20 protein-coding genes and 3 rRNA genes are annotated in these 26,126 nt (G+C 49.4%); 20 read left to right on the forward strand and 3 right to left on the reverse strand.

Going from position 1 to position 26,126, the window contains the following annotated elements:
* From dnaA to gyrB, 6 genes are all read left to right on the forward strand, one after another.
* Nucleotides 1-1,347, forward strand: a complete 1,347-nt coding sequence (gene dnaA, locus NSS79_RS00005) for a chromosomal replication initiator protein DnaA (protein WP_038584283.1) — start codon at nucleotides 1-3, stop codon at nucleotides 1,345-1,347.
* Between the two features lie 196 nt (nucleotides 1,348-1,543).
* Nucleotides 1,544-2,686, forward strand: a complete 1,143-nt coding sequence (dnaN, locus tag NSS79_RS00010; protein WP_038584286.1) for a DNA polymerase III subunit beta — start codon at nucleotides 1,544-1,546, stop codon at nucleotides 2,684-2,686.
* Between the two features lie 49 nt (nucleotides 2,687-2,735).
* Nucleotides 2,736-2,963 (forward strand): S4 domain-containing protein YaaA, encoded by a 228-nt coding sequence (yaaA, locus tag NSS79_RS00015; protein ID WP_038584289.1) that lies wholly within the window; start codon nucleotides 2,736-2,738, stop codon nucleotides 2,961-2,963.
* A 23-nt stretch (nucleotides 2,964-2,986) separates the two neighbouring features.
* Nucleotides 2,987-4,105, forward strand: a complete 1,119-nt coding sequence (recF, locus tag NSS79_RS00020; RefSeq protein ID WP_038584292.1) for a DNA replication/repair protein RecF — start codon at nucleotides 2,987-2,989, stop codon at nucleotides 4,103-4,105.
* Between the two features lie 16 nt (nucleotides 4,106-4,121).
* A complete protein-coding gene (locus tag NSS79_RS00025) occupies nucleotides 4,122-4,370 on the forward strand; it encodes an extracellular matrix/biofilm biosynthesis regulator RemA family protein (protein WP_342437840.1) in 249 nt (82 codons plus the stop codon).
* A 45-nt stretch (nucleotides 4,371-4,415) separates the two neighbouring features.
* Nucleotides 4,416-6,326, forward strand: coding sequence for a DNA topoisomerase (ATP-hydrolyzing) subunit B (gyrB, locus tag NSS79_RS00030; protein WP_342437841.1), 1,911 nt, complete (start codon nucleotides 4,416-4,418; stop codon nucleotides 6,324-6,326).
* A 133-nt stretch (nucleotides 6,327-6,459) separates the two neighbouring features.
* Here the strand turns inward: gyrB and NSS79_RS00035 are convergent, their stop codons facing one another.
* Nucleotides 6,460-7,314 (reverse strand): YheC/YheD family protein, encoded by an 855-nt coding sequence (locus NSS79_RS00035; protein ID WP_342437842.1) that lies wholly within the window; start codon nucleotides 7,312-7,314, stop codon nucleotides 6,460-6,462.
* A 387-nt stretch (nucleotides 7,315-7,701) separates the two neighbouring features.
* Between NSS79_RS00035 and gyrA the strand changes: the two genes are divergently transcribed.
* From gyrA to NSS79_RS00065, 6 genes are all read left to right on the forward strand, one after another.
* Nucleotides 7,702-10,254: a DNA gyrase subunit A gene (gyrA, locus tag NSS79_RS00040; protein ID WP_342437843.1), complete on the forward strand. Its 2,553-nt coding sequence runs from the start codon at nucleotides 7,702-7,704 to the stop codon at nucleotides 10,252-10,254.
* 238 nt (nucleotides 10,255-10,492) lie between these two features.
* Entirely contained in the window at nucleotides 10,493-11,593 is a 1,101-nt protein-coding gene (locus tag NSS79_RS00045) for an HD-GYP domain-containing protein (protein WP_342437844.1), read from the forward strand.
* Between the two features lie 485 nt (nucleotides 11,594-12,078).
* Nucleotides 12,079-13,634 (forward strand): 16S ribosomal RNA (locus tag NSS79_RS00050).
* 246 nt (nucleotides 13,635-13,880) lie between these two features.
* A 23S ribosomal RNA gene (locus tag NSS79_RS00055) occupies nucleotides 13,881-16,808 on the forward strand.
* Between the two features lie 78 nt (nucleotides 16,809-16,886).
* Nucleotides 16,887-17,003, forward strand: a 5S ribosomal RNA gene (gene rrf / locus NSS79_RS00060).
* Together the 16S, 23S and 5S rRNA genes form the textbook arrangement of a ribosomal RNA operon.
* Before the next feature lie 258 nt (nucleotides 17,004-17,261).
* Entirely contained in the window at nucleotides 17,262-17,651 is a 390-nt protein-coding gene (locus NSS79_RS00065) for a hypothetical protein (protein WP_076113616.1), read from the forward strand.
* A 100-nt stretch (nucleotides 17,652-17,751) separates the two neighbouring features.
* Here NSS79_RS00065 and NSS79_RS00070 read toward each other — a convergent pair whose 3' ends face one another.
* A complete protein-coding gene (locus tag NSS79_RS00070) occupies nucleotides 17,752-18,276 on the reverse strand; it encodes a hypothetical protein (protein ID WP_342437845.1) in 525 nt (174 codons plus the stop codon).
* A 210-nt stretch (nucleotides 18,277-18,486) separates the two neighbouring features.
* Between NSS79_RS00070 and NSS79_RS00075 the strand changes: the two genes are divergently transcribed.
* From NSS79_RS00075 to tmk, 3 genes are all read left to right on the forward strand, one after another.
* On the forward strand, nucleotides 18,487-18,672 hold the full coding sequence (locus tag NSS79_RS00075; protein WP_038584317.1) for a sigma factor G inhibitor Gin: 186 nt from the start codon (nucleotides 18,487-18,489) through the stop codon (nucleotides 18,670-18,672).
* A gap of 216 nt (nucleotides 18,673-18,888) precedes the next feature.
* A complete protein-coding gene (locus tag NSS79_RS00080) occupies nucleotides 18,889-20,550 on the forward strand; it encodes an aminotransferase class I/II-fold pyridoxal phosphate-dependent enzyme (RefSeq protein WP_342437846.1) in 1,662 nt (553 codons plus the stop codon).
* Nucleotides 20,551-21,192, forward strand: coding sequence for a dTMP kinase (gene tmk / locus NSS79_RS00085; protein WP_038584324.1), 642 nt, complete (start codon nucleotides 20,551-20,553; stop codon nucleotides 21,190-21,192).
* Nucleotides 21,193-21,642: 450 nt separating this feature from the next.
* On the opposite strand, the gene NSS79_RS00090 is transcribed toward tmk, so the two are convergent.
* Entirely contained in the window at nucleotides 21,643-22,644 is a 1,002-nt protein-coding gene (locus NSS79_RS00090; RefSeq protein WP_340899475.1) for an IS110 family transposase, read from the reverse strand.
* Between the two features lie 261 nt (nucleotides 22,645-22,905).
* Here NSS79_RS00090 and NSS79_RS00095 point away from each other — a divergent pair, with 261 nt between their 5' ends.
* The 5 genes from NSS79_RS00095 to NSS79_RS00115 all read left to right on the forward strand — a co-directional run bounded on the left by NSS79_RS00095 (nucleotide 22,906) and on the right by NSS79_RS00115 (nucleotide 26,050).
* On the forward strand, nucleotides 22,906-23,235 hold the full coding sequence (locus NSS79_RS00095) for a cyclic-di-AMP receptor (RefSeq protein WP_038584327.1): 330 nt from the start codon (nucleotides 22,906-22,908) through the stop codon (nucleotides 23,233-23,235).
* 43 nt (nucleotides 23,236-23,278) lie between these two features.
* Nucleotides 23,279-23,722, forward strand: coding sequence for a YaaR family protein (locus NSS79_RS00100; protein ID WP_038584331.1), 444 nt, complete (start codon nucleotides 23,279-23,281; stop codon nucleotides 23,720-23,722).
* Between the two features lie 17 nt (nucleotides 23,723-23,739).
* Entirely contained in the window at nucleotides 23,740-24,714 is a 975-nt protein-coding gene (gene holB / locus NSS79_RS00105) for a DNA polymerase III subunit delta' (protein ID WP_038584334.1), read from the forward strand.
* A 139-nt stretch (nucleotides 24,715-24,853) separates the two neighbouring features.
* On the forward strand, nucleotides 24,854-25,654 hold the full coding sequence (locus NSS79_RS00110) for a stage 0 sporulation family protein (RefSeq protein ID WP_038584336.1): 801 nt from the start codon (nucleotides 24,854-24,856) through the stop codon (nucleotides 25,652-25,654).
* Nucleotides 25,655-25,684: 30 nt separating this feature from the next.
* A complete protein-coding gene (locus NSS79_RS00115) occupies nucleotides 25,685-26,050 on the forward strand; it encodes a DNA replication initiation control protein YabA (RefSeq protein ID WP_038584339.1) in 366 nt (121 codons plus the stop codon).
* Nucleotides 26,051-26,126: the final 76 nt, after the last annotated feature.

The following is a 26,126-nucleotide window of genomic DNA, read 5'->3' on the forward strand; positions in this document are numbered from 1 at the left end:
GTGGACAGCCATACTTCCGAATTATGGCAGCAAATATTATCGATTATTCAAACCAAATTAAGCAAACCGAGCTTCGATACATGGTTTAAGGCGACGAAGGCATTAACTCTGAGCCAGCACGCCATTATCATCTCGGCACCTACAACATTTGCCGTAGAATGGCTGGAAAGTCGTTACACCAAATTGGTAGGAGCTACGGTTTATGAAGTTACCGGACAACAGGTTGACGTCAAATTTGTGATTGAGGAGAACAAGCCCGTAGAGCCTGTAATCCAGCAGATGACGCCTTCTCCCGCAGTATCGCGTGAAGAAGCGCAGACTCATTTGCTTAATCCCAAATACACTTTCGATACGTTCGTTATCGGCTCCGGCAACCGGTTTGCGCATGCAGCCTCTCTCGCTGTAGCGGAAGCGCCTGCCAAAGCGTATAATCCCTTGTTTTTGTACGGCGGGGTGGGTCTCGGGAAGACTCATCTAATGCATGCCATCGGACACTACGTCCTGGAACATAACCCTAACAATAAGGTTATCTACATCTCGTCCGAGAAATTCACGAATGAATTCATCAACTCCATCCGTGACAACCGCGGTGAAAGCTTCCGTAACAAATACCGCAACGTTGACATTCTGCTGATTGACGATATTCAATTCCTGGCCGGCAAAGAGTCAACGCAGGAGGAATTTTTCCATACGTTTAACGCTCTTCATGAAGAACGCAAGCAAATTATTATCTCCAGCGACCGTCCCCCAAAGGAAATTCCCACTCTGGAAGAACGGCTTCGTTCCCGTTTTGAATGGGGACTCATTACCGATATTCAACCGCCTGATCTGGAGACGCGGATTGCCATTTTGCGCAAGAAAGCCAAGGCGGAGAACCTGGATATCCCCAATGAGGCCATGATGTACATCGCCAACCAGATCGATACGAACATTCGCGAGCTTGAGGGCGCATTGATCCGTGTTGTTGCCTATTCATCGCTTACCAACCAGGACGTAACCACTCATCTGGCAGCCGAAGCACTGAAGGATATCATCCCTTCCAGCCGGCCGAAGATGATCACCATGAATGATATTCAGCAAAAGGTCGGCGAATATTACAATTTGCGCATGGAAGATTTCAAGGCGCGCAAACGCACCAAAGCCGTAGCTTTTCCACGTCAAATCGCTATGTATCTCTCCCGTGAATTAACGGATTATTCGCTTCCCAAAATCGGAGAAGCTTTCGGGGGACGTGACCATACAACAGTTATACATGCCCATGAGAAGATTACGCAGCAACTAAAGGTAGACCAGGAGTTGTACAAAGTGGTAAATAATCTTGCGGAGAAAATTAAAAATCCTTCCTAAGAGGAACAAAGAGCCTATGCACAATCTATACACATGTGGATAGGCTTAATTTTATGCTGTTTTCGGGGTTATCCACATAAACGGCGCCCCTACTACTAATACTATTAAATAACTATAATAATTCATCTTCTAAGAGCAGGTTTCGAAGAGGACTTACGTACACCTATTTCCCAATTTTTCAGCTAGGAGTGAAATCATGAAAATCAGCATTCTTAAAAATGAACTCAACGAATCAATCGGGCACGTATCCAAGGCAATCTCCAGCAGAACCACGATCCCCATTCTGACCGGCATTAAGCTGGAGGTAAGCCATCAAGGTGTTACCCTGACTGCAAGTGATACGGACATTTCCATCCAGTCCTTCATACCTGCAGAGAACGATAGCCATACCATCGTAAAAGTGGAACAGCCAGGCAGCGTTGTGCTTCCAGCCAAGTTTTTCGTCGAGATCATCAAGAAGCTTCCCTCCAAAGAAATTCACATGGAAGTCAAAGAGGGCTTTCAAACCTATATCTCTTCCGGCTCCACGGAAATTCAGATCGTCGGTCTTGACCCCGAGGAATTCCCAGTGCTGCCAAGCATCGAGGAGAACGAAACGATCTCAATTCCAGGTGATTTGCTGAAAAATATGATTAAACAAACCGCCTTCTCTATCTCCACCCAAGAGACAACACCGATTCTGACAGGGATTCTGTGGAATCTGAGTGAGAATGAATTTAAATTTACAGCTACCGACCGCCACCGTCTGGCCACAAGAGCTGCGCATCTGGAAGGGACCGAGAATGTCCAATTCGCCAACATCGTCATTGCCGGGAAAACGCTGAATGAGCTAAGCAAAATCATACCGGACCAGAATATGCTGGTGGATATTGTCGTGGCCGATAATCAGGTGCTCTTCAAAATCGACAAAGTGCTGTTCTATTCACGGATTCTGGATGGAATTTATCCGGATACTTCTAGAATTATTCCGACCAACTACAAAACAGAACTAACTTTAGATACAAAAAAACTCAGCGAATCGATTGACCGCGCTTATTTGCTGTCCCGTGAAGAAAAAACAAACATTGTGCGTATGCAGACACTGGAGAACGGCGACGTTGAGATCTCTTCCAGCTCGTCAGAGCTGGGGAAGGTTCGTGAAGAACTGGAAGTCCTTGATTTCAAAGGCGAACCGCTCAAAATCTCCTTCAACTCCAAATATATGCTCGATGTCCTCAAAGTTGTTGAAAGCGAGCAGCTCGTCATCGCCTTCACCGGTATGATGAGTCCGATTATTCTTAGACCGCTGGATGACAGCCGCAGTCTGTATGTCATTCTGCCGTACCGCACAACAAATTAAACGCCGCTGTTCACGGACCTGTGGATAAGTGGTGGAAAGGATAAAAAACATGAAAAAAATACTTATCCACAGTGGATATATTAAGCTGGACCAGTTCTTGAAGCTTTCGGATTGCGTATCCACAGGCGGCATGGCGAAGGCGCTGCTGCAGGAAGGCTACGTGAAGGTTAACGGGGAAAAAGAAGAACGACGTGGCAGAAAGCTTTATCCGGGTGATACAATAGAGGTTCAGGACAACGGCGCATTCGAGATTGAAGGCGGCGGAATAAAAGAGTAGTTCACCCAAGGAGGCAGAGGTTCGTGTTTGTTAAAAATATCGGTCTGCAGCATTACCGTAACTACGGGCTGCTGCGTCTGGAGAGCCTGGGCGATGTGAACCTGATTCTCGGTCAGAATGCCCAGGGCAAAACAAACCTCATGGAGGCTCTGTTCGTCCTGGCGATGACCAAGAGCCACCGTACTTCGAAGGACCGGGAACTCATTTCTTTCGATGCTCCCGGAGGATCCGCGCAAATTGTTGCCGAGGTGGAACGTAAATATGGCGATTTGAAGCTGGAGCTGACCTTGTCCGCCCAAGGCAAAAAAGCCAGAATCAACGGACTGGAACAGCGCAGGCTCAGTGAATTCGTCGGCTCGCTCAACGTGGTGATGTTCGCTCCGGAAGATCTGGAGATCGTCAAAGGGACACCTGGAATACGGCGCCGGTTTCTTGATATGGAGATTGGCCAGGTGCAGCCAAGTTATCTTTTCCATCTGCAGCAATACCAGAAGGTGCTTCTGCAAAGAGGCAATCTGCTGAAGCAGCTATGGGGCAAGGAAGCCGCGGGCAAGGAGCTGTTAGAAATATGGGATGCCCAACTTATAGAGCATGGTGTTAAAATCGTCAAAAAAAGGAAACAATTCATAAAGAAGCTGCAAATCTGGGCAGAGAGCATTCACCGGGGCATTACGAACGGCGGGGAAGAGCTGAAATTACTGTACGTCCCCTCTTTCGGCGAGCGGGACGAGGAAGATGAAGCTGTCTTATTAGACAAATTTATGTTAAAGTTATCACAAACAAGAGATCAGGAAATCAGGCGCGGCATGACGCTGACGGGTCCCCATCGGGATGACCTGTCCTTTTTTATCAACGGAAGAGAAGCTCAGGTCTACGGTTCTCAGGGGCAGCAGCGCACGGCAGCTTTATCGCTCAAGCTGGCGGAAATCGAGCTGATCCATGAAGAAATCGGGGAGTATCCTGTGCTGCTTCTTGATGATGTTTTGTCCGAGCTTGATCCTTACCGCCAGACTCAGCTTATAGAAACCTTTCAAAGCAAGGTACAAACCTTCATCACTGCCACCGGTGTGGAAAGTTTAAGTGCCGATAAATTAAAAGGCGCAAGCCTATACCATGTTCATGATGGAAAAGTGGAGTTATAAAGAGCGGAGGAAGAGAATGTATATTCATTTGGGCGGAGAAAAGATTATTCGATCCTCAGAGCTGATTGCTATATTTGATATATCAATTGAGAAGTCCTCGAAGGTGTCGAAGCAGTTCATTATTCATTCCCAGCAGGATAAAAAACTGGAACGAATCGGTGAAGAGGAAGCGAAGTCCATTGTCGTGACCAAAAATACTGTGTACTACTCCCCTATTTCCTCCTCCACTCTCAAAAAAAGAGCCAAAATCTTGTTGGAAATATAAGCTTTTCAGGTTACAAGAGATAATCAGAAAGAAGTAGGTGAAGGCATGTCAATGAATCAACCGACATATGATGAGAGCCAGATTCAGGTACTGGAAGGGCTGGAAGCTGTTCGGAAACGTCCCGGCATGTACATTGGCTCCACTAGCGCTAAAGGTCTGCATCATTTGGTTTGGGAGGTCGTCGATAATAGTATCGATGAGGCGCTGGCAGGTTTTTGCGACCGGATTCAAGTGATTATTCATGAGGATAACAGTGTGACCGTTATTGATAACGGACGGGGTATCCCCGTCGGTGAGAACGTGAAGCTGAAGAAATCGACGCTTGAGGTTGTAATGACTGTCCTGCATGCAGGTGGTAAATTCGGCGGTGGCGGATATAAGGTTTCGGGCGGTCTTCACGGTGTAGGGATATCGGTTGTGAACGCATTATCCGAGAAGGTAGTTGTAACCGTCAAACGTGACGGCCACGTCTACCAGCAGGAATACAGACGCGGTGCACCGCAATATGATATCAAGATTATCGGAGATTCCGACGAGACGGGTACCACTACAACCTTTCATCCAGACTCGGAGATTTTCACCGAAACGATAGTCTTCGAATACAACACGCTCCTTACCCGTATCCGCGAGCTGGCGTTCCTTAACAAGGGAATTGAGCTTTCACTGCTGGATGAGCGGACTGGCGTTTCCAATACCTTCAAATACGATGGCGGTATTGTGGAATATGTGAAATATTTGAACGAGAAAAAAGAGGCACTTCATGAGGATCCGATCTACGTGGAAGGCTCACGGGATATGATTGCGGTTGAAGTAGCTCTGCAATATAACGATTCGTACACAGAGAACATTTACTCTTTTGCCAACAATATCAATACGCATGAAGGCGGAACGCATGAATCTGGCTTTAAGAGTGCATTGACACGGATCATCAATGATTATGCCCGCAAGACCGGCGTGATCAAGGACAGCAGCAACAATCTGACCGGAGATGACGTTCGTGAAGGGTTGACGGCGATTATTTCCGTCAAAATTCCTGAGCCGCAATTCGAAGGGCAAACGAAGACCAAGCTCGGCAACAGTGAAGTCCGCGGGATTGTAGAATCCTTGTTCGGTGAGAAGCTGCAGGAATTCCTTGAAGAGAACCCTGCGGTTTCCCGGCGGGTGCTGGAGAAGTCACTGCAGGCTTCACGTGCCCGTGAGGCTGCCCGCAAAGCCCGTGAACTGACCCGCCGCAAGAGCGCTCTTGAAGTCAGTGCCTTGCCGGGTAAGCTGGCAGACTGCTCATCCAAGGATGCTTCGATCAGTGAGCTGTATATCGTCGAAGGTGACTCTGCCGGTGGATCAGCCAAGCAGGGCCGGGACCGTCACTTCCAGGCGATCCTGCCGCTGCGCGGTAAAATCCTGAACGTGGAGAAAGCTCGGCTTGACCGTATCCTATCCAATGCCGAAATCCGGGCGATTATTACTGCTCTGGGAACCGGGATCAGCGATGACTTCGATCTGTCCAAGGCGCGTTATCACAAGATTGTTATTATGACTGATGCGGACGTTGACGGTGCCCATATCCGGACTCTGCTGTTGACCTTCTTCTACCGCTACATGCGGAAGATTATCGAGGCTGGCTATATTTATATTGCCCAGCCGCCGCTGTTCAAAATTGAGCGCAACAAAGTCATCCGCTATGCTCAAAGTGAGAGAGAACGTGATGAGATCATTGCTACCTTTGGCGAGAATGTTAAGGTTAATGTTCAGCGCTACAAAGGTCTGGGAGAAATGAACGCCACCCAGCTTTGGGATACCACCATGGATCCTGAGAGTCGCATGATGCTGCAGGTAACGATTGATGATGCAATATTAGCTGACAGTATCTTTGATACACTTATGGGAGATAATGTACAGCCAAGATATGAATTCATTCAAGAGCATGCAAAATCGGTTCGGAACCTTGATATTTAATCATATGCGCACACCGATCCTCATACAGACCTGAAGCATATGTTCCTAGCAAAGAACCTCCAGTTTTCTATTCCGTGGCGAATAGAAGCCGGAGGTTCTTTCGGTTAGGGTAGTCTTTTGCTCAGGAGAGGGGCTAGCGGCGGGATACGGTTGTTTTTCTTCTCTTTAACCGTCCATACGCCACAGCATAACGATGAATTTTACGATAAACAGATTTGTCGTGAATTAATTTAAAGGCAATGATGGAGGGAAGGGTGTTCACTTCAAGCAGCCATACATCATGATGCTGATCCAGGGCGATATCAAGCCCGATCTCTTTAAGCCCAGGGTAGGCTGTTTCAAGCTGCATGGCGATTTTTACACCCAGGGATTTTAACGACTGAAGCGTGGATGCCATCTCTGCCGGGCCCATATGTTCTTTAAACAACGCATTGACGGTAAAGACACTTCCCCCGTTATGATAATTGGTCACAATCTTTTGCGGAGCGGCGACTCTGCCCAGCATTCCGGTTGTTTCCCACCCTCCATCCGGTCTTTTTTGCGTCAGTACCCGCAAATCAAACGGGCGGTCAGCATGCCGGAGCAAATCAATTCCCTGTTGGATTAAGTAGGAGCGTCCTTTAATCTTCGGCTTCAAAGCATTATGCAGCTCCTCCGTTGTGGAGAATGCTTCTGCCTCCAAACCATGGCGCAAGATATACATTATTTTTTGTTCAACCGCGGCTTCACTGCTTCCAGTACCGTAATCTCCGTTGACCGGCTGCTGTCCGCTGGGACTTAAATTCACCGTACGCTGCTCGGCTCGCATCACACCATTCCCGTAAGTCCCGCGGTCAGGTTTTATATATACCGTCCCGTAGGTTCCGAGCAATTCGTTAAGAGCGGCCAAACTGTACTTTCGTGTTTCAGGGATGAAGATTGCCAGTAGGCGGTTTTGCAGGATAACTTTAGTTTTTGCCCATTTGCTGGAGACCCGTTGAATCCTCATTATCTTCCTCCTTAAAAGTTTTGTGAGCGTAACAGCATTGAATTCTCCTCGTACAAAACTTGCTTCGAAAGCATAAACTTAAAGTTTTGTGGGTTGATCTGAATGATGAATCTGGAAAGCTGAAATTTTAGGACAAGCTAACTAAACAATGTTATAATATAAGGATATGGGGTTATGTCATTTTGGACAAAACCAGGGCCATATAACCAATCTTCTTGTCTTTACAGTCTATGTAACGAAGACATTGGCGGAAAGGGCATTTACCCCTGACTGTGCCAAAAGAAATGAATATAGAAGATATAAATCTATAGTGTTTAATTGTGCTGCTTTTGTGAAAGTAATATAATAAAGGGTAGCGGTTTTTAACTGAAGGAGGTCCAGCAACTCATGGCTGAACAAAATAACCCGCAAATCAAAGATCGGGACATTGGTGAGGAAATGCGCGAATCCTTTATGGATTACGCAATGAGCATCATTGTAAGCCGGGCTTTGCCAGATGTGCGGGACGGACTCAAGCCTGTTCACCGACGCATTTTGTTTGCGATGTCGGAACTTGGAATGTCTCCGGATAAACCTCACAAGAAGTCAGCGAGAATCGTCGGTGAGGTTATCGGTAAGTATCATCCTCACGGGGACTCCGCTGTTTATGAGACGATGGTACGGATGGCGCAGGATTTCTCCATGCGCTACATGCTCGTAGACGGTCATGGGAACTTTGGTTCCATTGACGGAGATATGGCGGCAGCGATGCGGTATACCGAGGCACGCCTGTCCAAAATCGCCGGAGAAATGCTTCGCGATCTCAACAAGGAAACAGTTGATTTCGCACCTAACTATGACGGTGAAGAGAATGAACCTGTAGTTTTGCCTGCGCGTTATCCTAACCTGCTCGTTAACGGGGTATCCGGGATCGCTGTAGGGATGGCTACCAACATTCCTCCGCATAATCTGGGTGAAGTCATTGATGGCGTACAGGCGATGATCAAGAATCCAGAGATCACACCTATGGAGCTTATGGAATATATTCAAGGGCCGGATTTCCCTACAGCGGGCTATATTTTGGGCCGTGAAGGTATTCGCCAAGCTTACCGTACAGGACGCGGATCGGTTACGATGCGTGCTAAAGCAACCATTGAGGAGAACAATGGTAAAGCGCGGATCATTGTGCATGAACTGCCTTATCAGGTCAACAAAGCGAGATTGGTTGAAAAGATTGCAGAATTGGTACGCGAGAAACGGATCGAGGGAATAACCGATCTTCGTGATGAGTCCGACCGTAACGGTATGCGCGTTGTAATTGAGATGCGGCGTGATGTCAATCCAAGCGTCGTACTCAATAACTTGTACAAACATACTGCCATGCAATCTACATTCGGTATCAATATGTTGGCTATTGTAGGCAACGAGCCGAAGATCCTGAATCTTCGCGACGTGCTGTATCACTACTTACAGCATCAAATCGAAGTTATCCGCCGGCGGACGATCTTTGATCTGAAGAAGGCTGAGGCACGGGCGCATATTCTGGAAGGTTTGCGTGTTGCACTGGATCATCTGGATGAGGTTATTGCGCTGATCAGGGCTTCCCGTACGGCGGATATCGCCCGTGAAGGCTTGATGGAAACATTCAGCCTCAGTATTGAGCAGGCTCAAGCAATTCTCGATATGCGGATGCAGCGCCTGACCGGATTAGAACGGGAGAAAATTGAGAACGAGTATAATGAATTGCTAGTCAAAATTGCCGAGTATAAAGAAATTTTGGCCAATGAGCATCTCGTGCTGGATATCATCAGCAACGAGCTTCAGGAAATCCGTGATAAATATTCGGATAACCGCCGTACCGAAATCACTGTCGGCGAAGAAAGCATTCTTGACGAGGATCTGATCCCGCGTGAAGAGGTTGTCATTACGATTACGCATACCGGTTATATCAAACGTCTGCCGGTCAGCACGTATCGCAGCCAGAAGCGTGGAGGCCGCGGTGTGATCGGGATGGATACCAAGGATGAGGACTTCGTGGAGCATCTCTTCGTGAGTAATTCCCATAATTACCTCATGTTCTTTACCGATAAGGGCAAAGTGTACCGGATCAAGGCGTATGAGATTCCTGAGCTCGGACGTACTGCACGGGGGACGCCGATTATCAACCTGATTCAAATTGAACAGGGTGAGAAGATCAGTGCAGTCATCCAGGTAGAGGAAGCGGATAGCGACAAATACCTGTTCTTTGCTACCCGCGAAGGGATCGTGAAGAAAACGCCGCTTGAAGATTATAACAACATCCGCAAAGGCGGATTGATCGCCATTAATCTTCGTGAGGAAGACTCCTTGATCGAAGTTAAGCTGACAGACGGAGAGCAGAATCTGATTATCGGTACTGCCCGCGGCATGTCGATTACCTTCTCAGAGAACGATGTACGTTCTATGGGCCGCAGTGCAACAGGGGTCAAAGGGATTAACTTGGACGACAATGACCATGTGATCGGAATGGACTGCGTGGACAAGGAGCTTGAGGTGTTGATCGTAACGACTAAGGGTTACGGCAAACGTACACCTGCCAGCGACTATCGTTCACAAACCCGTGGCGGTAAGGGAATCAAGACCATTAATCTTACGGATAAGAATGGACCGGTTGTTGGCTTGAAGGTTGTTAAGAAAGACGAAGACCTGATGATCATTACAACGAGCGGGACCTTGATTCGTACGAGTATGGATGGGATTTCTACCATGGGCCGTTATGCGCAGGGCGTTAAGCTGATTAATATCCGTGAGGATGATGCAGTAGCCACCCTTTGCAGAGCCGATAAGAATGAGGAAGACGAATTGTCCGAGCTCGAGGACGGCCAAGAGGGCCAGGTTACAGCAATAGATGAAACAGCTGAAACTACTGAAGCCGCTGAGCCTGAAATGGACGCCGGCAATGACGAGGATATTCTCGAATAGCACCCTATAAAGAGAGCACAGGTTTCTTATAAGAAGCCCGTGCTCTCTTTTTGCTTTTTAATATAATTTTTATGGATTGCCGATACACTATCTAGCCGCTTGCAACTATCCATACTATAATTAGGGAATCAAATACTCCGGTGCTGCCTAGCGGCACACCAGTTAGCCGGTAATGTTCAGTCTCTATATAGAGCAGCATTCCTGAGCGCAAGTGTCATGAAGTAGAGGGGCTGAGTGGATGCCAAATATATCCGTAGCAGAAGTTAAACCAGGTTCAAAAATTATTAAAGATGTAGTTACCCCTTTAGGAGGAGTATTATTTCCCAAGGGAAAAATAATACTGCCACGCGACGTTGAGATTCTGCAGGCTTTTTTAATTCAACAGGTGGAAATTGAAGGCAACCAGGGAGAGGCTGTACCTGCTGAAAATGTTAAAGCAGCCGCGAAGACGTTGCCAGTCAAGGCAGGAACACTCATTAATGAGTCAGTGCTGGCCAAAAGCAATTCCTCTTTACATGATGAATATGAGAAGATGCTGATTTTGATTAAGCAGAGCTACCGTTCTGTTGCTGCTGCCTCGATACCCATTTTTGAATTACGCAGTCAGTTGGAAGCATTGATCGGCAATTTAAAAGATTATCATGTCTTGAAGTTTGCTCCACGGATTCTGCATGATGAAGATTATAACTATCACAATGCAGTGCTGTCGGCATTAACCTGTTATAAAATCGCCCAGTGGTGCGGATATCCGCAGAAAGATTGGATGCAGGCTGCATTTGCCGGTTTGCTGCATGATATCGGTAACGTTAAAGTAGATGGGGCACTGCTGCACAAGCCGACCCCGCTGAATGGAGCGGAATTAGAAGAAGTCCGCAGGCATACCACTTATGGATACCAGCTGCTGAGAAATGTTACAGCTATTAACGAAGGGGTTAGACTTGCGGCACTTCAGCATCACGAAAAAATAGACGGTACTGGTTATCCGCTCCATCTGGAGGGCAGCCAGATTCATGTCTACGCCAAGATCGTTGCTGTGGCTGATATCTTTCACGCCATGACCCTGGAGAAGGCTTACAGAAAGGCTCAGTCGCCTTATCTGGTATTGGAGCAGCTACAGACCGAAAGCTTCGGTAAGCTGGATCCGGTTATCGTTCAAACCTTTATTCAGAAAACAACAGATCTCTACAATGGCACAAGAATACGATTAAGCGACGGGCGTCATGGAGAGATTATCTTTACAGACCGCAGCAACCCTACCCGCCCTATGGTGCAGGTGGAGGGAAAGATCGTCAACCTGATGATGGAACGTGAGCTATACATTCAGGAGATCATTGCCTAACCCAAGGATGAGTCCAACGAAAGCTTTGTTATCGCCCTTTATGCTGGTGCCTTTGCAGTAGGGGGCGGTACAAGCTGTTACTCTAGAAAGAATTTTATAAATAATACTTGCAATGTAGAACCATACATGATATATTCTATTTCTGGCCGCGAAACAACAACGCCGGGCTCGAAAAAGAAGTTGAAAAAAAGAGCTTGCATTGATCGGCTGGATGTGATATATTATAAGAGTTGCTGGTGACGAGATAATCGACACTGACAACGAGCTTGATCTTTGAAAACTGAACAACGAGTGAGTATGGAAATCACGCAAGTGAGATCCAAAACGGATGAGTTTCACAGCGTATTTATACGCTTTAGAAATTTCATCGTGAGAATGTAAATTCTCGTCAGATGTTTCAAATTGAGCAATCGCTCTTTTCAATATCTTTTTCGGATGGTTATTTTCTCGGAGTAATTCGGGTGAAGTAACCGCTCGAAAAAACCAATTTGGAGAGTTTGATCCTGGCTCAGGACGAACGCTGGCGGCGTGCCTAATACATGCAAGTCGAGCGGAGTTATGAAGGAGCTTGCTCCGGATTAACTTAGCGGCGGACGGGTGAGTAACACGTAGGCAACCTACCTCTTTGACTGGGATAACTACCGGAAACGGTAGCTAATACCGGATAATTCCTTTGTTCACATGGACGAAGGATGAAAGGCGGAGCAATCTGCTACAAGGAGATGGGCCTGCGGCGCATTAGCTAGTTGGTGGGGTAACGGCTCACCAAGGCGACGATGCGTAGCCGACCTGAGAGGGTGAACGGCCACACTGGGACTGAGACACGGCCCAGACTCCTACGGGAGGCAGCAGTAGGGAATCTTCCGCAATGGGCGAAAGCCTGACGGAGCAACGCCGCGTGAGTGATGAAGGTTTTCGGATCGTAAAGCTCTGTTGCCAGGGAAGAACGTCCGGTAGAGTAACTGCTACCGGAGTGACGGTACCTGAGAAGAAAGCCCCGGCTAACTACGTGCCAGCAGCCGCGGTAATACGTAGGGGGCAAGCGTTGTCCGGAATTATTGGGCGTAAAGCGCGCGCAGGCGGCTATTTAAGTCTGGTGTTTAAACCTTGGGCTCAACCTGAGGTCGCACTGGAAACTGGGTGGCTTGAGTACAGAAGAGGAAAGTGGAATTCCACGTGTAGCGGTGAAATGCGTAGATATGTGGAGGAACACCAGTGGCGAAGGCGACTTTCTGGGCTGTAACTGACGCTGAGGCGCGAAAGCGTGGGGAGCAAACAGGATTAGATACCCTGGTAGTCCACGCCGTAAACGATGAGTGCTAGGTGTTAGGGGTTTCGATACCCTTGGTGCCGAAGTTAACACAGTAAGCACTCCGCCTGGGGAGTACGGTCGCAAGACTGAAACTCAAAGGAATTGACGGGGACCCGCACAAGCAGTGGAGTATGTGGTTTAATTCGAAGCAACGCGAAGAACCTTACCAGGTCTTGACATCCCTCTGAATCCACTAGAGATAGTGGCGGCCTTCGGGACAGAGGAGACAGGTGGTGCATGGTTGTCGTCAGCTCGTGTCGTGAGATGTTGGGTTAAGTCCCGCAACGAGCGCAACCCTTGACTTTAGTTGCCAGCAGGTAAGGCTGGGCACTCTAGAGTGACTGCCGGTGACAAACCGGAGGAAGGTGGGGATGACGTCAAATCATCATGCCCCTTATGACCTGGGCTACACACGTACTACAATGGCCGGTACAACGGGAAGCGAAGCCGCGAGGTGGAGCCAATCCCAGCAAAGCCGGTCTCAGTTCGGATTGCAGGCTGCAACTCGCCTGCATGAAGTCGGAATTGCTAGTAATCGCGGATCAGCATGCCGCGGTGAATACGTTCCCGGGTCTTGTACACACCGCCCGTCACACCACGAGAGTTTACAACACCCGAAGTCGGTGGGGTAACCCGCAAGGGAGCCAGCCGCCGAAGGTGGGGTAGATGATTGGGGTGAAGTCGTAACAAGGTAGCCGTATCGGAAGGTGCGGCTGGATCACCTCCTTTCTATGGAGAATCGTCACCTGCAACGGTGACATTCAAATCGGAAGCATGTCTTCCAAAACTCAGGTTTAGGCCTGTTACTCACTCGTTGGTCAGTTTTGAGAGTTTAAGCTCTCAAGTAGTACCTTGATCCTTGAAAACTGGATACCGAAACGAATTTGCGTTTTAGAACATCTTTTAGCTGAAACTTGTGTGAACAAGTTTTAATTAATAGCGATGCTAGCGATTTTCCTTCTGGAAAAACGCATTGGTTAAGCTAATAAGAGCACACGGAGGATGCCTAGGCGCCAGGAGCCGACGAAGGACGTGGCGAACAACGAAACTGCCTCGGGGAGCTGTAAGCAAGCTTTGATCCGGGGGTGTCCGAATGGGGAAACCCAGCTGTGGTAATTCGCAGTTACTTCTCTCTGAATACATAGGGGAGATAGAGGCAGACCAGGGGAACTGAAACATCTAAGTACCCTGAGGAAGAGAAAACAATAGTGATTCCGTCAGTAGCGGCGAGCGAACGCGGAACAGCCTAAACCAAGGGGCTTGCCCCTTGGGGTTGTGGGACGTCTCACATGGAGTTACAAAGGAATATGGTAGGCGAAGAGGTCTGGAAAGGCCCGCGATAGAGGTAAAAGCCCTGTAGCCTAAACTGTGTTCTCTCCGAGACGGATCCCGAGTAGTGCGGGGCACGTGAAACCCCGTATGAATCCAGCAGGACCATCTGCTAAGGCTAAATACTACCTGGCGACCGATAGTGAAACAGTACCGTGAGGGAAAGGTGAAAAGCACCCCGGAAGGGGAGTGAAATAGAACCTGAAACCGTGTGCTTACAAAAAGTCAGAGCCCGATCTATGGGTGATGGCGTGCCTTTTGTAGAATGAACCGGCGAGTTACGTTTAACATGCAAGGTTAAGGTGAGAAGCCGGAGCCGCAGCGAAAGCGAGTCTGAATAGGGCGATTTAGTATGTGGACGTAGACCCGAAACCGTGTGATCTACCCCTGTCCAGGGTGAAGGTGCGGTAACACGCACTGGAGGCCCGAACCCACGTATGTTGAAAAATGCGGGGATGAGGTGGGGGTAGCGGAGAAATTCCAATCGAACTCGGAGATAGCTGGTTCTCCCCGAAATAGCTTTAGGGCTAGCCTCGGTGAATGGAGTGGTGGAGGTAGAGCACTGATTGGGTGCGGGGCCCGCAAGGGTTACCAAGCTCAGTCAAACTCCGAATGCCATTAACTTCTTGCCGGGAGTCAGACAGTGAGTGCTAAGATCCATTGTCAAAAGGGAAACAGCCCAGACCATCAGCTAAGGTCCCCAAGTGTGTGTTAAGTGGGAAAGGATGTGGAGTTGCACAGACAACCAGGATGTTGGCTTAGAAGCAGCCACCATTGAAAGAGTGCGTAATAGCTCACTGGTCGAGTGACTCTGCGCCGAAAATGTAACGGGGCTAAACACACCACCGAAGCTATGGCTAGATGCACTAGCATCTGGGGTAGGGGAGCGTTGTATGCAGGTTGAAGGTGTACCGTAAGGAGCGCTGGACAGCATACAAGTGAGAATGCCGGTATGAGTAACGAAAAGATCAGTGAGAATCTGATCCGCCGAAAGCCCAAGGTTTCCTGAGGAAGGCTCGTCCGCTCAGGGTAAGTCGGGACCTAAGGCGAGGCCGAAAGGCGTAGTCGAAGGACAACAGTTTGAAATTACTGTACCACCGTAATCCGCTATGAGCGATGGGGTGACGCAGGAGGGTAGTGACGCGGACTGATGGATGTCCGTCTAAGCAGTGAGGCTGGTGTGTAGGCAAATCCGCACACCATTAAGGCTGGGCTGTGATGGGGAGCGAAAATTAGAGTAGCGAAGGTCATGATCTCACACTGCCAAGAAAAGCCTCTAGCCAGGAGAAGGTGCCCGTACCGCAAACCGACACAGGTAGGCGAGAAGAGAATTCTAAGGCGCGCGGAAGAACTCTCGTTAAGGAACTCGGCAAAATGACCCCGTAACTTCGGGAGAAGGGGTGCCTCGGTAGGGTGAATAGCCCGAGGGGGCCGCAGTGAAAAGGCCCAAGCGACTGTTTAGCAAAAACACAGGTCTGTGCGAAGCCGCAAGGCGAAGTATACGGGCTGACGCCTGCCCGGTGCTGGAAGGTTAAGGGGAGCGGTTAGGAGCAATCCGAAGCTGTGAACCGAAGCCCCAGTAAACGGCGGCCGTAACTATAACGGTCCTAAGGTAGCGAAATTCCTTGTCAGGTAAATTCTGACCCGCACGAATGGCGTAACGACTTGGGCGCTGTCTCAACGAGAGATCCGGTGAAATTTTAATACCTGTGAAGATGCAGGTTACCCGCGACAAGACGGAAAGACCCCATGGAGCTTTACTGCAGCTTGATATTGAATTTGGGTACGATCTGTACAGGATAGGTGGGAGCCGTAGAGGCAGGAGCGCAAGCTTCTGCGGAGGCGCCGTTGGGATACCACCCTGATCGTATCTAGGTTCTAACCTGGTACCCTAATCGGGTACGGGGACCGTGTCAGGCGGGCAGTTTGACTGGGGCGGTCGCCTCCTAAAGAGTAACGGAGGCGTTCAAAGGTTCCCTCAGAATGGTTGGAAATCATTCGAAGAGTGCAAAGGCATAAGGGAGCTTGACTGCGAGACCAACAAGTCGAGCAGGGACGAAAGTCGGACTTAGTGATCCGGTGGTACCGCATGGAAGGGCCATCGCTCAACGGATAAAAGCTACCCTGGGGATAACAGGCTTATCTCCCCCAAGAGTCCACATCGACGGGGAGGTTTGGCACCTCGATGTCGGCTCATCGCATCCTGGGGCTGAAGTAGGTCCCAAGGGTTGGGCTGTTCGCCCATTAAAGCGGTACGCGAGCTGGGTTCAGAACGTCGTGAGACAGTTCGGTCCCTATCTGTCGTGGGCGCAGGAAATTTGAGAGGAGCTGTCCTTAGTACGAGAGGACCGGGATGGACGTACCGCTGGTGCATCAGTTGTTCCGCCAGGAGCATGGCTGAGTAGCTACGTACGGACGGGATAAGCGCTGAAAGCATCTAAGCGTGAAGCCCCCCTCAAGATGAGATTTCCCAATTAGTAAGACCCCTTGAAGACGACGAGGTAGATAGGTTGGAGGTGGAAGTGCAGCAATGCATGGAGCTGACCAATACTAATCGGTCGAGGGCTTATCCAACAATTTAAGACGCAGATTTGTTTCGGATTCAGTTTTCAGGAATCAAGGTTCCTGAAGCATTTACGCTGTAAATGCCCGTTTGGTGGCGATAGCGGAGGGGTTCCACGCGTACCCATCCCGAACACGACCGTTAAGCCCTCCAGCGCCGATGGTACTTGGACCGAAGGGTCCTGGGAGAGTAGGACGCCGCCAAGCACACAAAGCCATTGTTGAGTTTCTCAACAGTGGCTTTTTTGTTATTTAGAGTGTAAGAGATAGGTATAGAGGAGTATATATTTATAAAACGCTTACAATGGAGTGACATTTTTGTTACCGACGCCACAGCAGATCAAAGTATAATAGAAAAGTGCAAATATTAAGAAGAACCTTAATACGAATGAACTACTGATAAATTCTAAATTTGAATTTTCTTGCGTCTTTAGATGCATGGTAGAGGTAAGGAGGATTTAAGGTATGAAGCGAACCCGCCCCTTGTGGATATTATTTATTGTTTCTATAGTTTGTGTAATGCTGGTTGGTTGCGGTACGAAAGAGCCTGCCTGGGATGCCTTTGAGGGTGCACTTAACGAAAAAAGCTTTCCGGTACCTAAGGATGCCAGCTCTCCTGATCGGACCACTACCAATGTCGCTATGGATTATGTTCGTTATTCATTGCCCGGACTTAAAGAAAAGGATGGCGTAGCAGAACCTTATTTGGAAGCCATCAAGGCTTGGGGATGGGAAGAACAACAGGATGATGACTCCGGAAGCTCGCGAGTTTTTGAGAAGGATGGACTCACAGTTCACCTAACGATCCATGATGACTATTTCATTGTGATGATTCCGAAGGAGAAGAAAACATAGTTAAAGAGCTGGAGAGTAAATAAATAACCGCCGTCTATTAGGACGGCGGTTATTTGTTGTAGTGTGAGCATTTCATAGCTGTATGTATGTGGCTTATTGATTACTGAGAGTAATAAGAAACATCAGTGGATGTGAATTTAAGCATACCATTTTTCTCTTCACGATTTAGTCTCAGCAGCGTATAAAGACGGGGGAAGAGCACCCATAGATGACAGATGATCAAGGATACTGTAAATGCCGGCGGAGACCATACAATAAACAGCGCGGCGATGCACAGGCCGATCCAGAAGTTATGCATCTGCACTTTACGGAAGATGCCATAGCTGATGTATTGATCAGGCATATAACCAAGCCATGGCAGGCGATAGGATAATCTCCACCGCTTGGCGATGGGATGCCCGGTAATGACCAGAACTGACCGCGAGATTACATATTGAATCCATATCACAACAGGTGCGGCAATAATCATGAACAGGATACTCCACCAGGAAAGGAACACTGTTTCCAGCACTACGAAAAGGAGGGGGAGCGCAATATATATCCGCAGCTTAACAGGCGTGAGATTAATCTTTTTGATAAGCTTGTATTGATAGAATGTGGCTGCGCCTTTGGTGTTAGGTTCCATAAAGAAAGGTTTGACCTCCTCGCTTAGTTCTCATGTTACTAATATCGGCGAATGACAGCAATTTATTAAACTTCGGCATCAGGTTCACCTTTAGACAAATGACGGAATATATATATTATAAGCCTTGAAGGTTAGGAAAAAACTATGAAAAGGTTTAAAATGATAGAAGGTGTAACATACTGTTCTTAAAAGAGTCAAGGTGGGATGGTAATGGAACAGCAACCCGGACAGCCCTGCATCATTTGCGGACAAGTGAAAGAGGAAGGTATTGTGATTGTCTCGCATTTCATCTGTGAGGATTGTGAGAGTGAAATGGTGCATACAGAGGCGGAAGATGCCAAATACCGTTTTTTTATTGGACGGATGAAGAAGATCGGATTGCAGAAGAACGCTTGAGCAAAACATAGGTATGGAATGAAGATGGGGTAAAAAGAGCAGGCGGTGGTTATGTGTCGCGTTGGCTGCATATGAAGGCTTCAATATAACGGCTTCCCCGTCTTAAAGGGCGGGAGGAGCCGTTTTGTTGTTGTGAAGAGGCTTTTGTGCAGAATAATAGGCGTTTGCACATATTTGCGTTAAAATAGAAGGTAACCCCCAGGGAAGGAATAGATCATGAACAATTTACAGCCTGGCAGGGCACCTGTATACGAAATGTTGGAACAATATAGAGTAAAGGGTAATATATCTTATCATGTGCCGGGCCATAAGAATGGTGAGGCTTATAGCGGATTCGGGGGCGCAGGATATCTAAATGAGGTCATGAAATACGATGTCACAGAGATTTCCGGAACAGATGACCTTCATCATCCTGAAGGGGTGATTAAGGAAGCACAGGAGCTGGCAGCGGATTGTTTTGGGGCGGAAGAGAGTTTTTTTCTCGTTGGCGGCAGCACTGCCGGTAATCTTGCCCTCATTCTGACGGTATGCCCCCAGCCGGGAATGATCATGATTCTGCAGCGCAATGTGCATAAATCGGTCATTCATGGACTAATGCTGGCGGGTGTCCAGGCAGTTTTTCTGGAGCCGCTGCTGGATACGGACAGCGGCCTTGCGGTCGCTCCTGCGGCTGAGACGGTGCAGGCTGCCTTGGCAGCCTACCCGGAAGCCGCAGCTGTGCTGGTCACCATGCCGAATTACTACGGCATGGGCAGCGACCTGGCGCCCCTCGCGCAGATCTGTCACGACAGCGGTGTTCCGCTGCTGGTTGACGAGGCGCATGGGGCGCATTACGGACAGCACCCCGCGCTGCCGGCCGGGGCGCTAATGTGCGGCGCGGACGGCGTAGTGCAGTCCACGCACAAGATGCTGCCGGCGCTCACCATGGGCGCCATGCTGCATGTGCAGGGCCCGCGGCTTGACCGCACCCTGCTTAGGCAGCGGCTCGCGATGGTGCAGAGCTCCAGCCCATCCTACCCCGTGATGGCTTCGCTCGATCTGGCCCGGCGGCTGGTGCACAGCCAGCGCGCCGCTGCCTTCACGGCGGGGCTCGCCGCCGTAGACGTCCTGCGGCGCGGCCTGGCGCAGCTGCCGCGTTATGGGCTGCTGCAGCCAGCGGTGCCGCTGCAGCCTTCCGGCGGGGCAGGTGCAGCCGCCGGCACGGGAACGCCGCCGCATAGCGGGGCGGCGTACAGCATGCAGGACCCTTTTAAGGCCGTCATTTATGACGCCGCCGGGGTCCTGGGGGGCTTCGAGCTGCAGCGCAGGCTCGAGGAGAAGGGCATCGTTCCGGAGATGAGCGATGCCCGGCACGTAGTGCTGGCCTTCAGCCTCGGCTCGAAGGCTGAAGATGCCGCAGCGCTGCTGAGCGCGCTGCAGGAGATTGATGTGGACAGGCCATGCCCGGTGCCGCAGGCATCTGGGGCGGATGCTGGTCCGGCATCCGCGGTGTCCAAGGCTGCTGCGGAGCAAGCACCCGCAGCAGCCTTGGCTGACAGCCAGGCAGAGGGAAGGAAATCTCCTCACAGCAATAATTCCACGTGGAACAATTTCACCACGTCTCTGATTTCAGATCCGGTTCCGTTCTCTTTACGGCCGGTGCTTGAAAGTGAAACAGAAAGTATCCGCTTGGAATATAGTATAGGAAGAGTGGCGGCAGAGATGGTTATTCCTTATCCGCCGGGCATTCCACTGCTCTATCCGGGCGAAGCAATAACCGAAGCCATATGCAACCGGCTGAGTGGTCTCAGTAAAGGCGGAGCCAAATTTCAGGCCTGCGCTGATCCGGTCTTACAGCATATCAAGGTATACAACATTCAGAAGGGCGGAGAAGTATAAGTGGCACGAGAAGGTTTCTTCATTACTTTGGAGGGAGGCGATGGCTCGGGAAAAACAACGGTACTGGGCCGGGTGGCGGCATATTTGCAGAATCACTCCATGCCCTACAGGATTACGCGTGAACCCGGGGGGATTGAAATCGCCGAGAAGATCCGATCCATTATTCTGGATCCCGCCCATACTGCTATGGATGCCCGGACGGAAGCGCTGCTGTATGCAGCGGCAAGAAGCCAGCATTTGGCTGAAGTAGTTGAGCCTGCACTCAAGGACGGGATTACCGTACTCTGTGACCGGTTTGTAGACAGCAGTCTCGTGTATCAGGGTTATGCGAGAGGACTTGGCATTGAAGAGGTCTGGAGCATTAACCGCTTTGCCATTGGCAGCCGGATGCCGGATCTAACCTTCTATCTGGATGTGGACCCGGAGGTGGGGCTGTCACGGATTGCTGCCAATCAGGAACGGGAAGTGAACCGCCTTGATTTGGAAAACCTGGCTTTTCACCAAAAGGTTCGTGAAGGGTATCAGCTCGTTATTGCATCAGATCCTCAGCGGATTGTTGTCCTTGATGCCAATCGTCCGATTCATATGGTTGAACAGGATATCGTTCGTACGCTGAAGGAGCGCATTTTAAAGGATTTTTAACGCGCTTTGTCTAATATTACTTAGGTGTGAACTTTTCACATCACCTTTGGAGAGGTAACACTCCAATGTATCGCCTACAAAACTTTTGATGGGAAAATAACGCGGACAGACGAAGTGACTTTTACGGGTTCTTGTCCAAACGAATCGCTCCCTTGCGAGGTGACCGCTAAAAAAGGCAATAGGATGCCCGGGAGGCTTAAAAAGCTCCTTTTAAAAAGGGCTATAGGGAGGGCCCCGGCTTCTGAACGGTGTACCCGAGTCGTTGCAGTTGGCGGATTAAACGATCTTCGGAAGAAATCGCATTTCGCCCAAGTAAATAGTCGGTACCAAGCTCCCGGTAAGGATCATTCGTTCTCAAGATGTGATAGGCGATGACGAGTAATTTATGAGCGAGGGCAACAATGGCTTTGGGTTTACCCCGCCTGCGGGCGAGGGCCCAGAACTTTGCCCCTAAAAACGTTCGGGTTTTACTGGCGGCCCAAGCGGCTTCGACGAGTGCGCTGCGAAGTGCGGAGTTGCCTTTGAGGGTAGCCGAACTTTTTTTTTACCGGCGCTTTCGTTACTGCCTGGACTGAGTCCGGCCCAGGAAGCAAGATGGGCAGCGGACGGGAACACAGACATATCGATCCCGAGTTCTGCGACGAGAATCTTGGCGGTATGGGGACCGAGACCGGGAACGCTCTGAAGGAGCTGAAGCTTCGGGAGATGAGGAGCAAAGGCGATGTCCATCTCAGCCTCCAGTTCAGCAATAGAGGATTCCAGAAAGGCCAGATGCTTCAAGGAATGGGAAATCATTTGGCGGTGGTGCTTGGTAACGCGCCCGTTCAAGGCGGCGGTCAACTCCGGAAGTTTGGCGCGAAGCTTGCCTTTAGCCAAGTCGGCGATCACGTCAGGTTCGAGGACCTCGCCATTGACAATGGCTTGAAGCATAAGGCGACCCGAAACACCAAAGAGGTCGGAGACAAAACTGGAGAGTTTGATATTAGCATCCTCAAGTACCTTGTGAATGCGATTGCGTTCGGAAGCCTCGTGGCCTTTGAGTTTTTTGCGGTAACGGGTCAAATCACGGAGGTTGCGGATCTCTTGAGGCGGCACAAAGCTGCTGCGAATGAGATCGCAGCGATGAAGCTGGGCCAGCCACTCCGCATCCTTGACGTCGGTCTTGCGTCCCTTGATATTCTTGACATGAGCCGCATTGGCGACGGTCAAGGAACAGGAATCTTGAAGGACATTGAAGACGGGTTTCCAAAAGACCCCGGTACTTTCCATCGCGACGTCGGTGCAGCCTTCGTGCTCCAGCCAATCGGCGAGGGAGAGAAGACCGGAGAGGACGGTAGGGAATTCGCGAATCTGTTTGGTGGGTTTGGTGTCTAAAGGTCCTTTGAGAAGACAGGCGACAATCGTGGCTTGATGAACATCCAGGCCGGCACAGCATTGACGAATAGCATCCAAAACAAAACATCCTTTCTTGGCAGGGCTACGGGCCGTCCGATCCAGTGAAATTTGATGGAGGTGCTCGGGGCAACAATACATTGTACTCGAAGACGGCCGTATTTCAATTTAGGAGTCGAGGTCGTACACACAATAAGTTTACCGACTTCACCTGTCCTGCTTAGTATCTGGTATGTACAGGATGCTTGTCGGTTAAACCTCAAGCCTATTTTCATAACACATTGTGCCCGCAAGGGCATTAAAATTTAGGAGGGAACGAAGATGAACTTAATCATCGCAATTATCCAGGATAAAGACAGTAACCGGTTGTCCAGTGAGCTGGTCAAGGCAAACTTCCGTGCAACCAAGCTGGCCAGTACAGGCGGATTTCTGCGCGCAGGGAATACCACATTTATGATTGGTGTAGACGATACTCAGGTAGATGCTGTACTTAGTGTTATCCGCAATAGCTGCAAAGTGCGTGAGCAGCTTGTTACTCCGGTAACTCCTATGAGCGGTACGACGGATTCATATTTACCACTTCCTGTAGAGGTACAGGTAGGCGGAGCAACCGTATTCGTGCTTCCTGTTGATCGTTTTGAGCATTATTGAGCATAATACCGGTGCAATCCCATGATAAGGACGGTAGATACCTTTGAAAATCAATCCGGGCTACAGGCCCCTAAAAAGCGAGCTGCCGACTAACGAAGAAGGTAGAAGGCCCATTCAGCAAAAATCATTCACTGATGTATTCCATCAGCAGGGTGAACAGAAAACGATAGATGAGCTTAACCGCCAGATTAAAGATATCCAGCAGCAGGGCGATCGGCTATCCAAATCCATGACGGTCCGCGAGCTGGCGATTTACCGCAATATGATCAAAAAGTTTCTGGAAGAGACTGCGCGCCGCGGAGTCATTCTGAAGGATACGAAGGGCTGGGACCGTCGCGGCAGAAGTAAAAGGTATAAACTGCTGGAGGAGATCGATGCCGCGCTGCTGAACTTGGCGGATGACTTGCTGGAAAGTGAGCATGGCCGTATTGATCTGCTGGGACGGGTTGGAGAGATCCGCGGAATGCTGATTAATCTTGCTTTTTAAAAGAGTTGGAGGAATTTATGCCTTTTCATGATATATTAGGCCAGGAGGATGCCAAACGCCTGCTGCAAAATGCATTGCGTAAAGAAGCGGTCAGTCATGCCTATCTGTTCACCGGACCTTCCGGGAGCGGACAAATGAAGACAGCGCTGATGTTCGCACAAGCCATATTTTGCACCGCGCTCAAGGACGATGCCTGTGGGGAATGCCTGGAATGCCGCAAGGTTGAGCATGGCAACCATCCGGATTTAACCCTGCTGAAGCCCGAAGGGGCGAGCCTGAAGATCGATCAGATCCGTGAGCTGCAGCGTGTTTTTTCTTACCGCTCGGAAGGAATTAACCCGAAGGTTTATATTATAGAAGGAGCGGATAAAATGACGGTGCAAGCCGCCAACAGTCTGCTCAAATTTTTGGAGGAGCCACCTGCTCCGGCAGTAGGCATTTTAATCTCCGACAATAGCAGTTCCCTGCTTCCAACGATCCAGTCAAGGACTCAGCGTATTCCGTTTAGTCCGCTGCATCCCGATATTATGCTCCAGGCGTTATCCGGCGAGGGGGTTCCCGTGCCGCTAGCCCGGTGTGCAGTGTCGCTGACTTCAGGCCTTGATGGCTGCAGGGAACTTTTGGCACAGAATTGGTTTGCAGAAATGAGAAATCTAGTGTTACAATTAGCTAAGGAGTCTTTGGGCAAAGGCAGCACTGCGGTAGCAACCGTAGGGCAGAAGCTGTTCAAGGCCGGGCTCGGTGAACATTTGGATATTCTTTTCAGCATGTTCCACCTTTGGTTTAAAGATATGCTTTACTTCCTGTACCGAAGACACGAAAGCATCGTTTTCATAGATCAGTTAGACTTTATTTCCAGACATGCCCGTCAGCGGAGTACGGAACAATGGGTGGCTTATATGGAATTCGCGGCGGAGAGCAAGCGGAGGCTCCGGTCCAATGCCAATGCCCAACTGTGTCTGGAGCAGTTCTTAATCCGACTGGAAAGTTAAAGGGTTAGTTATGATATATCCTCTATATGTCGCTTCAGCCTGGAAGTATGGGTTTAACGGATAAGGAAGGACAAGCATGGATCACCAGAGAGCGGACTTGCTTAAGGGTTCCTTTACCGGCAAACAAGGGGGTTAATTTTTGTACAGCGTAGTAGGTGTCCGCTTCAAAAAAGCGGGTAAAATATATTATTTTGATCCGCTTGATTTCCCGATTGAACGCGATCAATGCGTTATTGTTGAGACGGCAAGAGGGGTCGAATACGGTAGAGTTGTCGTTGGCAAAAAAGAGGTGCAGGAAGCGGATGTTGTATTGCCTCTCAAGAAGGTCATGCGTATTGCCGGAGAAACCGACGCACGTGTGGTTGAAGAGAACAAAGGTGCAGCCAAGGACGCTTTTACCACCTGTTTAAATAAAATCCGCGATCATGGCCTCAAAATGAAGCTTGTGGATGTGGAATTCACGTTTGACCGCAATAAGATTATTTTTTATTTCACTGCCGAGGGCCGCGTCGATTTCCGCGAATTGGTCAAGGACCTGGCAAGTATTTTCCGTACCCGGATCGAGCTGCGGCAGATTGGTGTGCGTGATGAGGCTAAGATGCTGGGTGGTTTGGGGCCTTGCGGACGAGTATTGTGCTGTTCCTCCTGGCTTGGAGATTTCGAGCCGGTATCGATCAAGATGGCTAAGGATCAGAACCTTTCGCTTAATCCGACAAAGATCTCGGGTTTGTGCGGACGGCTGATGTGTTGCCTGAAGTTTGAGCATGATAATTACGAAAGCACGAAGGAAGAAATGCCGGCGGTAGGCAAGATTGTCGTAACCTCACTCGGTGACGGCAAGGTGGTAGGAATTAATGCCGGAACCCGCACGGTTCATGTACAGCTGTTTGAAGTGGGCAAAGTTAAGGAACTTCCAATGGATGATGTTGTCGTCAAGTAAACCATATAAGGTTACTTTCGGGGTGGAAACTTGGAGAAGATAAATATATTTGCACACATGCAGGAGATGGAAGCGCAGATGGAAAGCATGCGCGCAAGTCTCGGAGATTGGAAACAGACGGTTAAGGAACTGATGGAAACCAATCAAAGGCTTAGTCTGGAGAATGAACAGCTCCGCAAAATATTGAAGAGGGACGCACCTTTGGACCCTGCCGTTGATACTGCGGAGGCGGAAGCTCTTTTGGCCGCCAGAGAGGGAACAGAAGAGGTAGTTGGGGAAGGTTATGACAATCTGGCCCGGCTGTATCATGAAGGCTTTCACATCTGCAATGTCTATTTCGGCCATTTGCGCACAGAAGGTGATTGTCTGTTCTGTCTTTCTTTTCTTAATAAATGAGGATATCCAGCCGTAGGAGATTTACGCCTACGGTTTTTTTTGAATTTAAGGGCGCAGACTGATGAAAGCGGGCATA

The organism is Paenibacillus sp. FSL L8-0436, assembly GCF_038593025.1.
GTDB lineage: Bacteria > Bacillota > Bacilli > Paenibacillales > Paenibacillaceae > Paenibacillus_AQ.

Excerpts from the sequence above, each read along its gene's own strand:
- dnaN (WP_038584286.1), top strand. The coding sequence starts at position 1,544 with ATGAAAATCAGCATTCTTAAAAATGAACTCAACGAATCAATCGGGCAC.
- yaaA (WP_038584289.1), top strand. The coding sequence starts at position 2,736 with ATGAAAAAAATACTTATCCACAGTGGATATATTAAGCTGGACCAGTTC.
- NSS79_RS00025 (WP_342437840.1), top strand. The coding sequence starts at position 4,122 with ATGTATATTCATTTGGGCGGAGAAAAGATTATTCGATCCTCAGAGCTG.
- gyrB (WP_342437841.1), top strand. The coding sequence starts at position 4,416 with ATGTCAATGAATCAACCGACATATGATGAGAGCCAGATTCAGGTACTG.
- NSS79_RS00035 (WP_342437842.1), bottom strand. The coding sequence starts at position 7,314 with ATGAGGATTCAACGGGTCTCCAGCAAATGGGCAAAAACTAAAGTTATC.
- gyrA (WP_342437843.1), top strand. The coding sequence starts at position 7,702 with ATGGCTGAACAAAATAACCCGCAAATCAAAGATCGGGACATTGGTGAG.
- NSS79_RS00045 (WP_342437844.1), top strand. The coding sequence starts at position 10,493 with ATGCCAAATATATCCGTAGCAGAAGTTAAACCAGGTTCAAAAATTATT.
- NSS79_RS00065 (WP_076113616.1), top strand. The coding sequence starts at position 17,262 with ATGAAGCGAACCCGCCCCTTGTGGATATTATTTATTGTTTCTATAGTT.
- NSS79_RS00070 (WP_342437845.1), bottom strand. The coding sequence starts at position 18,276 with ATGGAACCTAACACCAAAGGCGCAGCCACATTCTATCAATACAAGCTT.
- NSS79_RS00075 (WP_038584317.1), top strand. The coding sequence starts at position 18,487 with ATGGAACAGCAACCCGGACAGCCCTGCATCATTTGCGGACAAGTGAAA.
- NSS79_RS00080 (WP_342437846.1), top strand. The coding sequence starts at position 18,889 with ATGAACAATTTACAGCCTGGCAGGGCACCTGTATACGAAATGTTGGAA.
- NSS79_RS00095 (WP_038584327.1), top strand. The coding sequence starts at position 22,906 with ATGAACTTAATCATCGCAATTATCCAGGATAAAGACAGTAACCGGTTG.
- holB (WP_038584334.1), top strand. The coding sequence starts at position 23,740 with ATGCCTTTTCATGATATATTAGGCCAGGAGGATGCCAAACGCCTGCTG.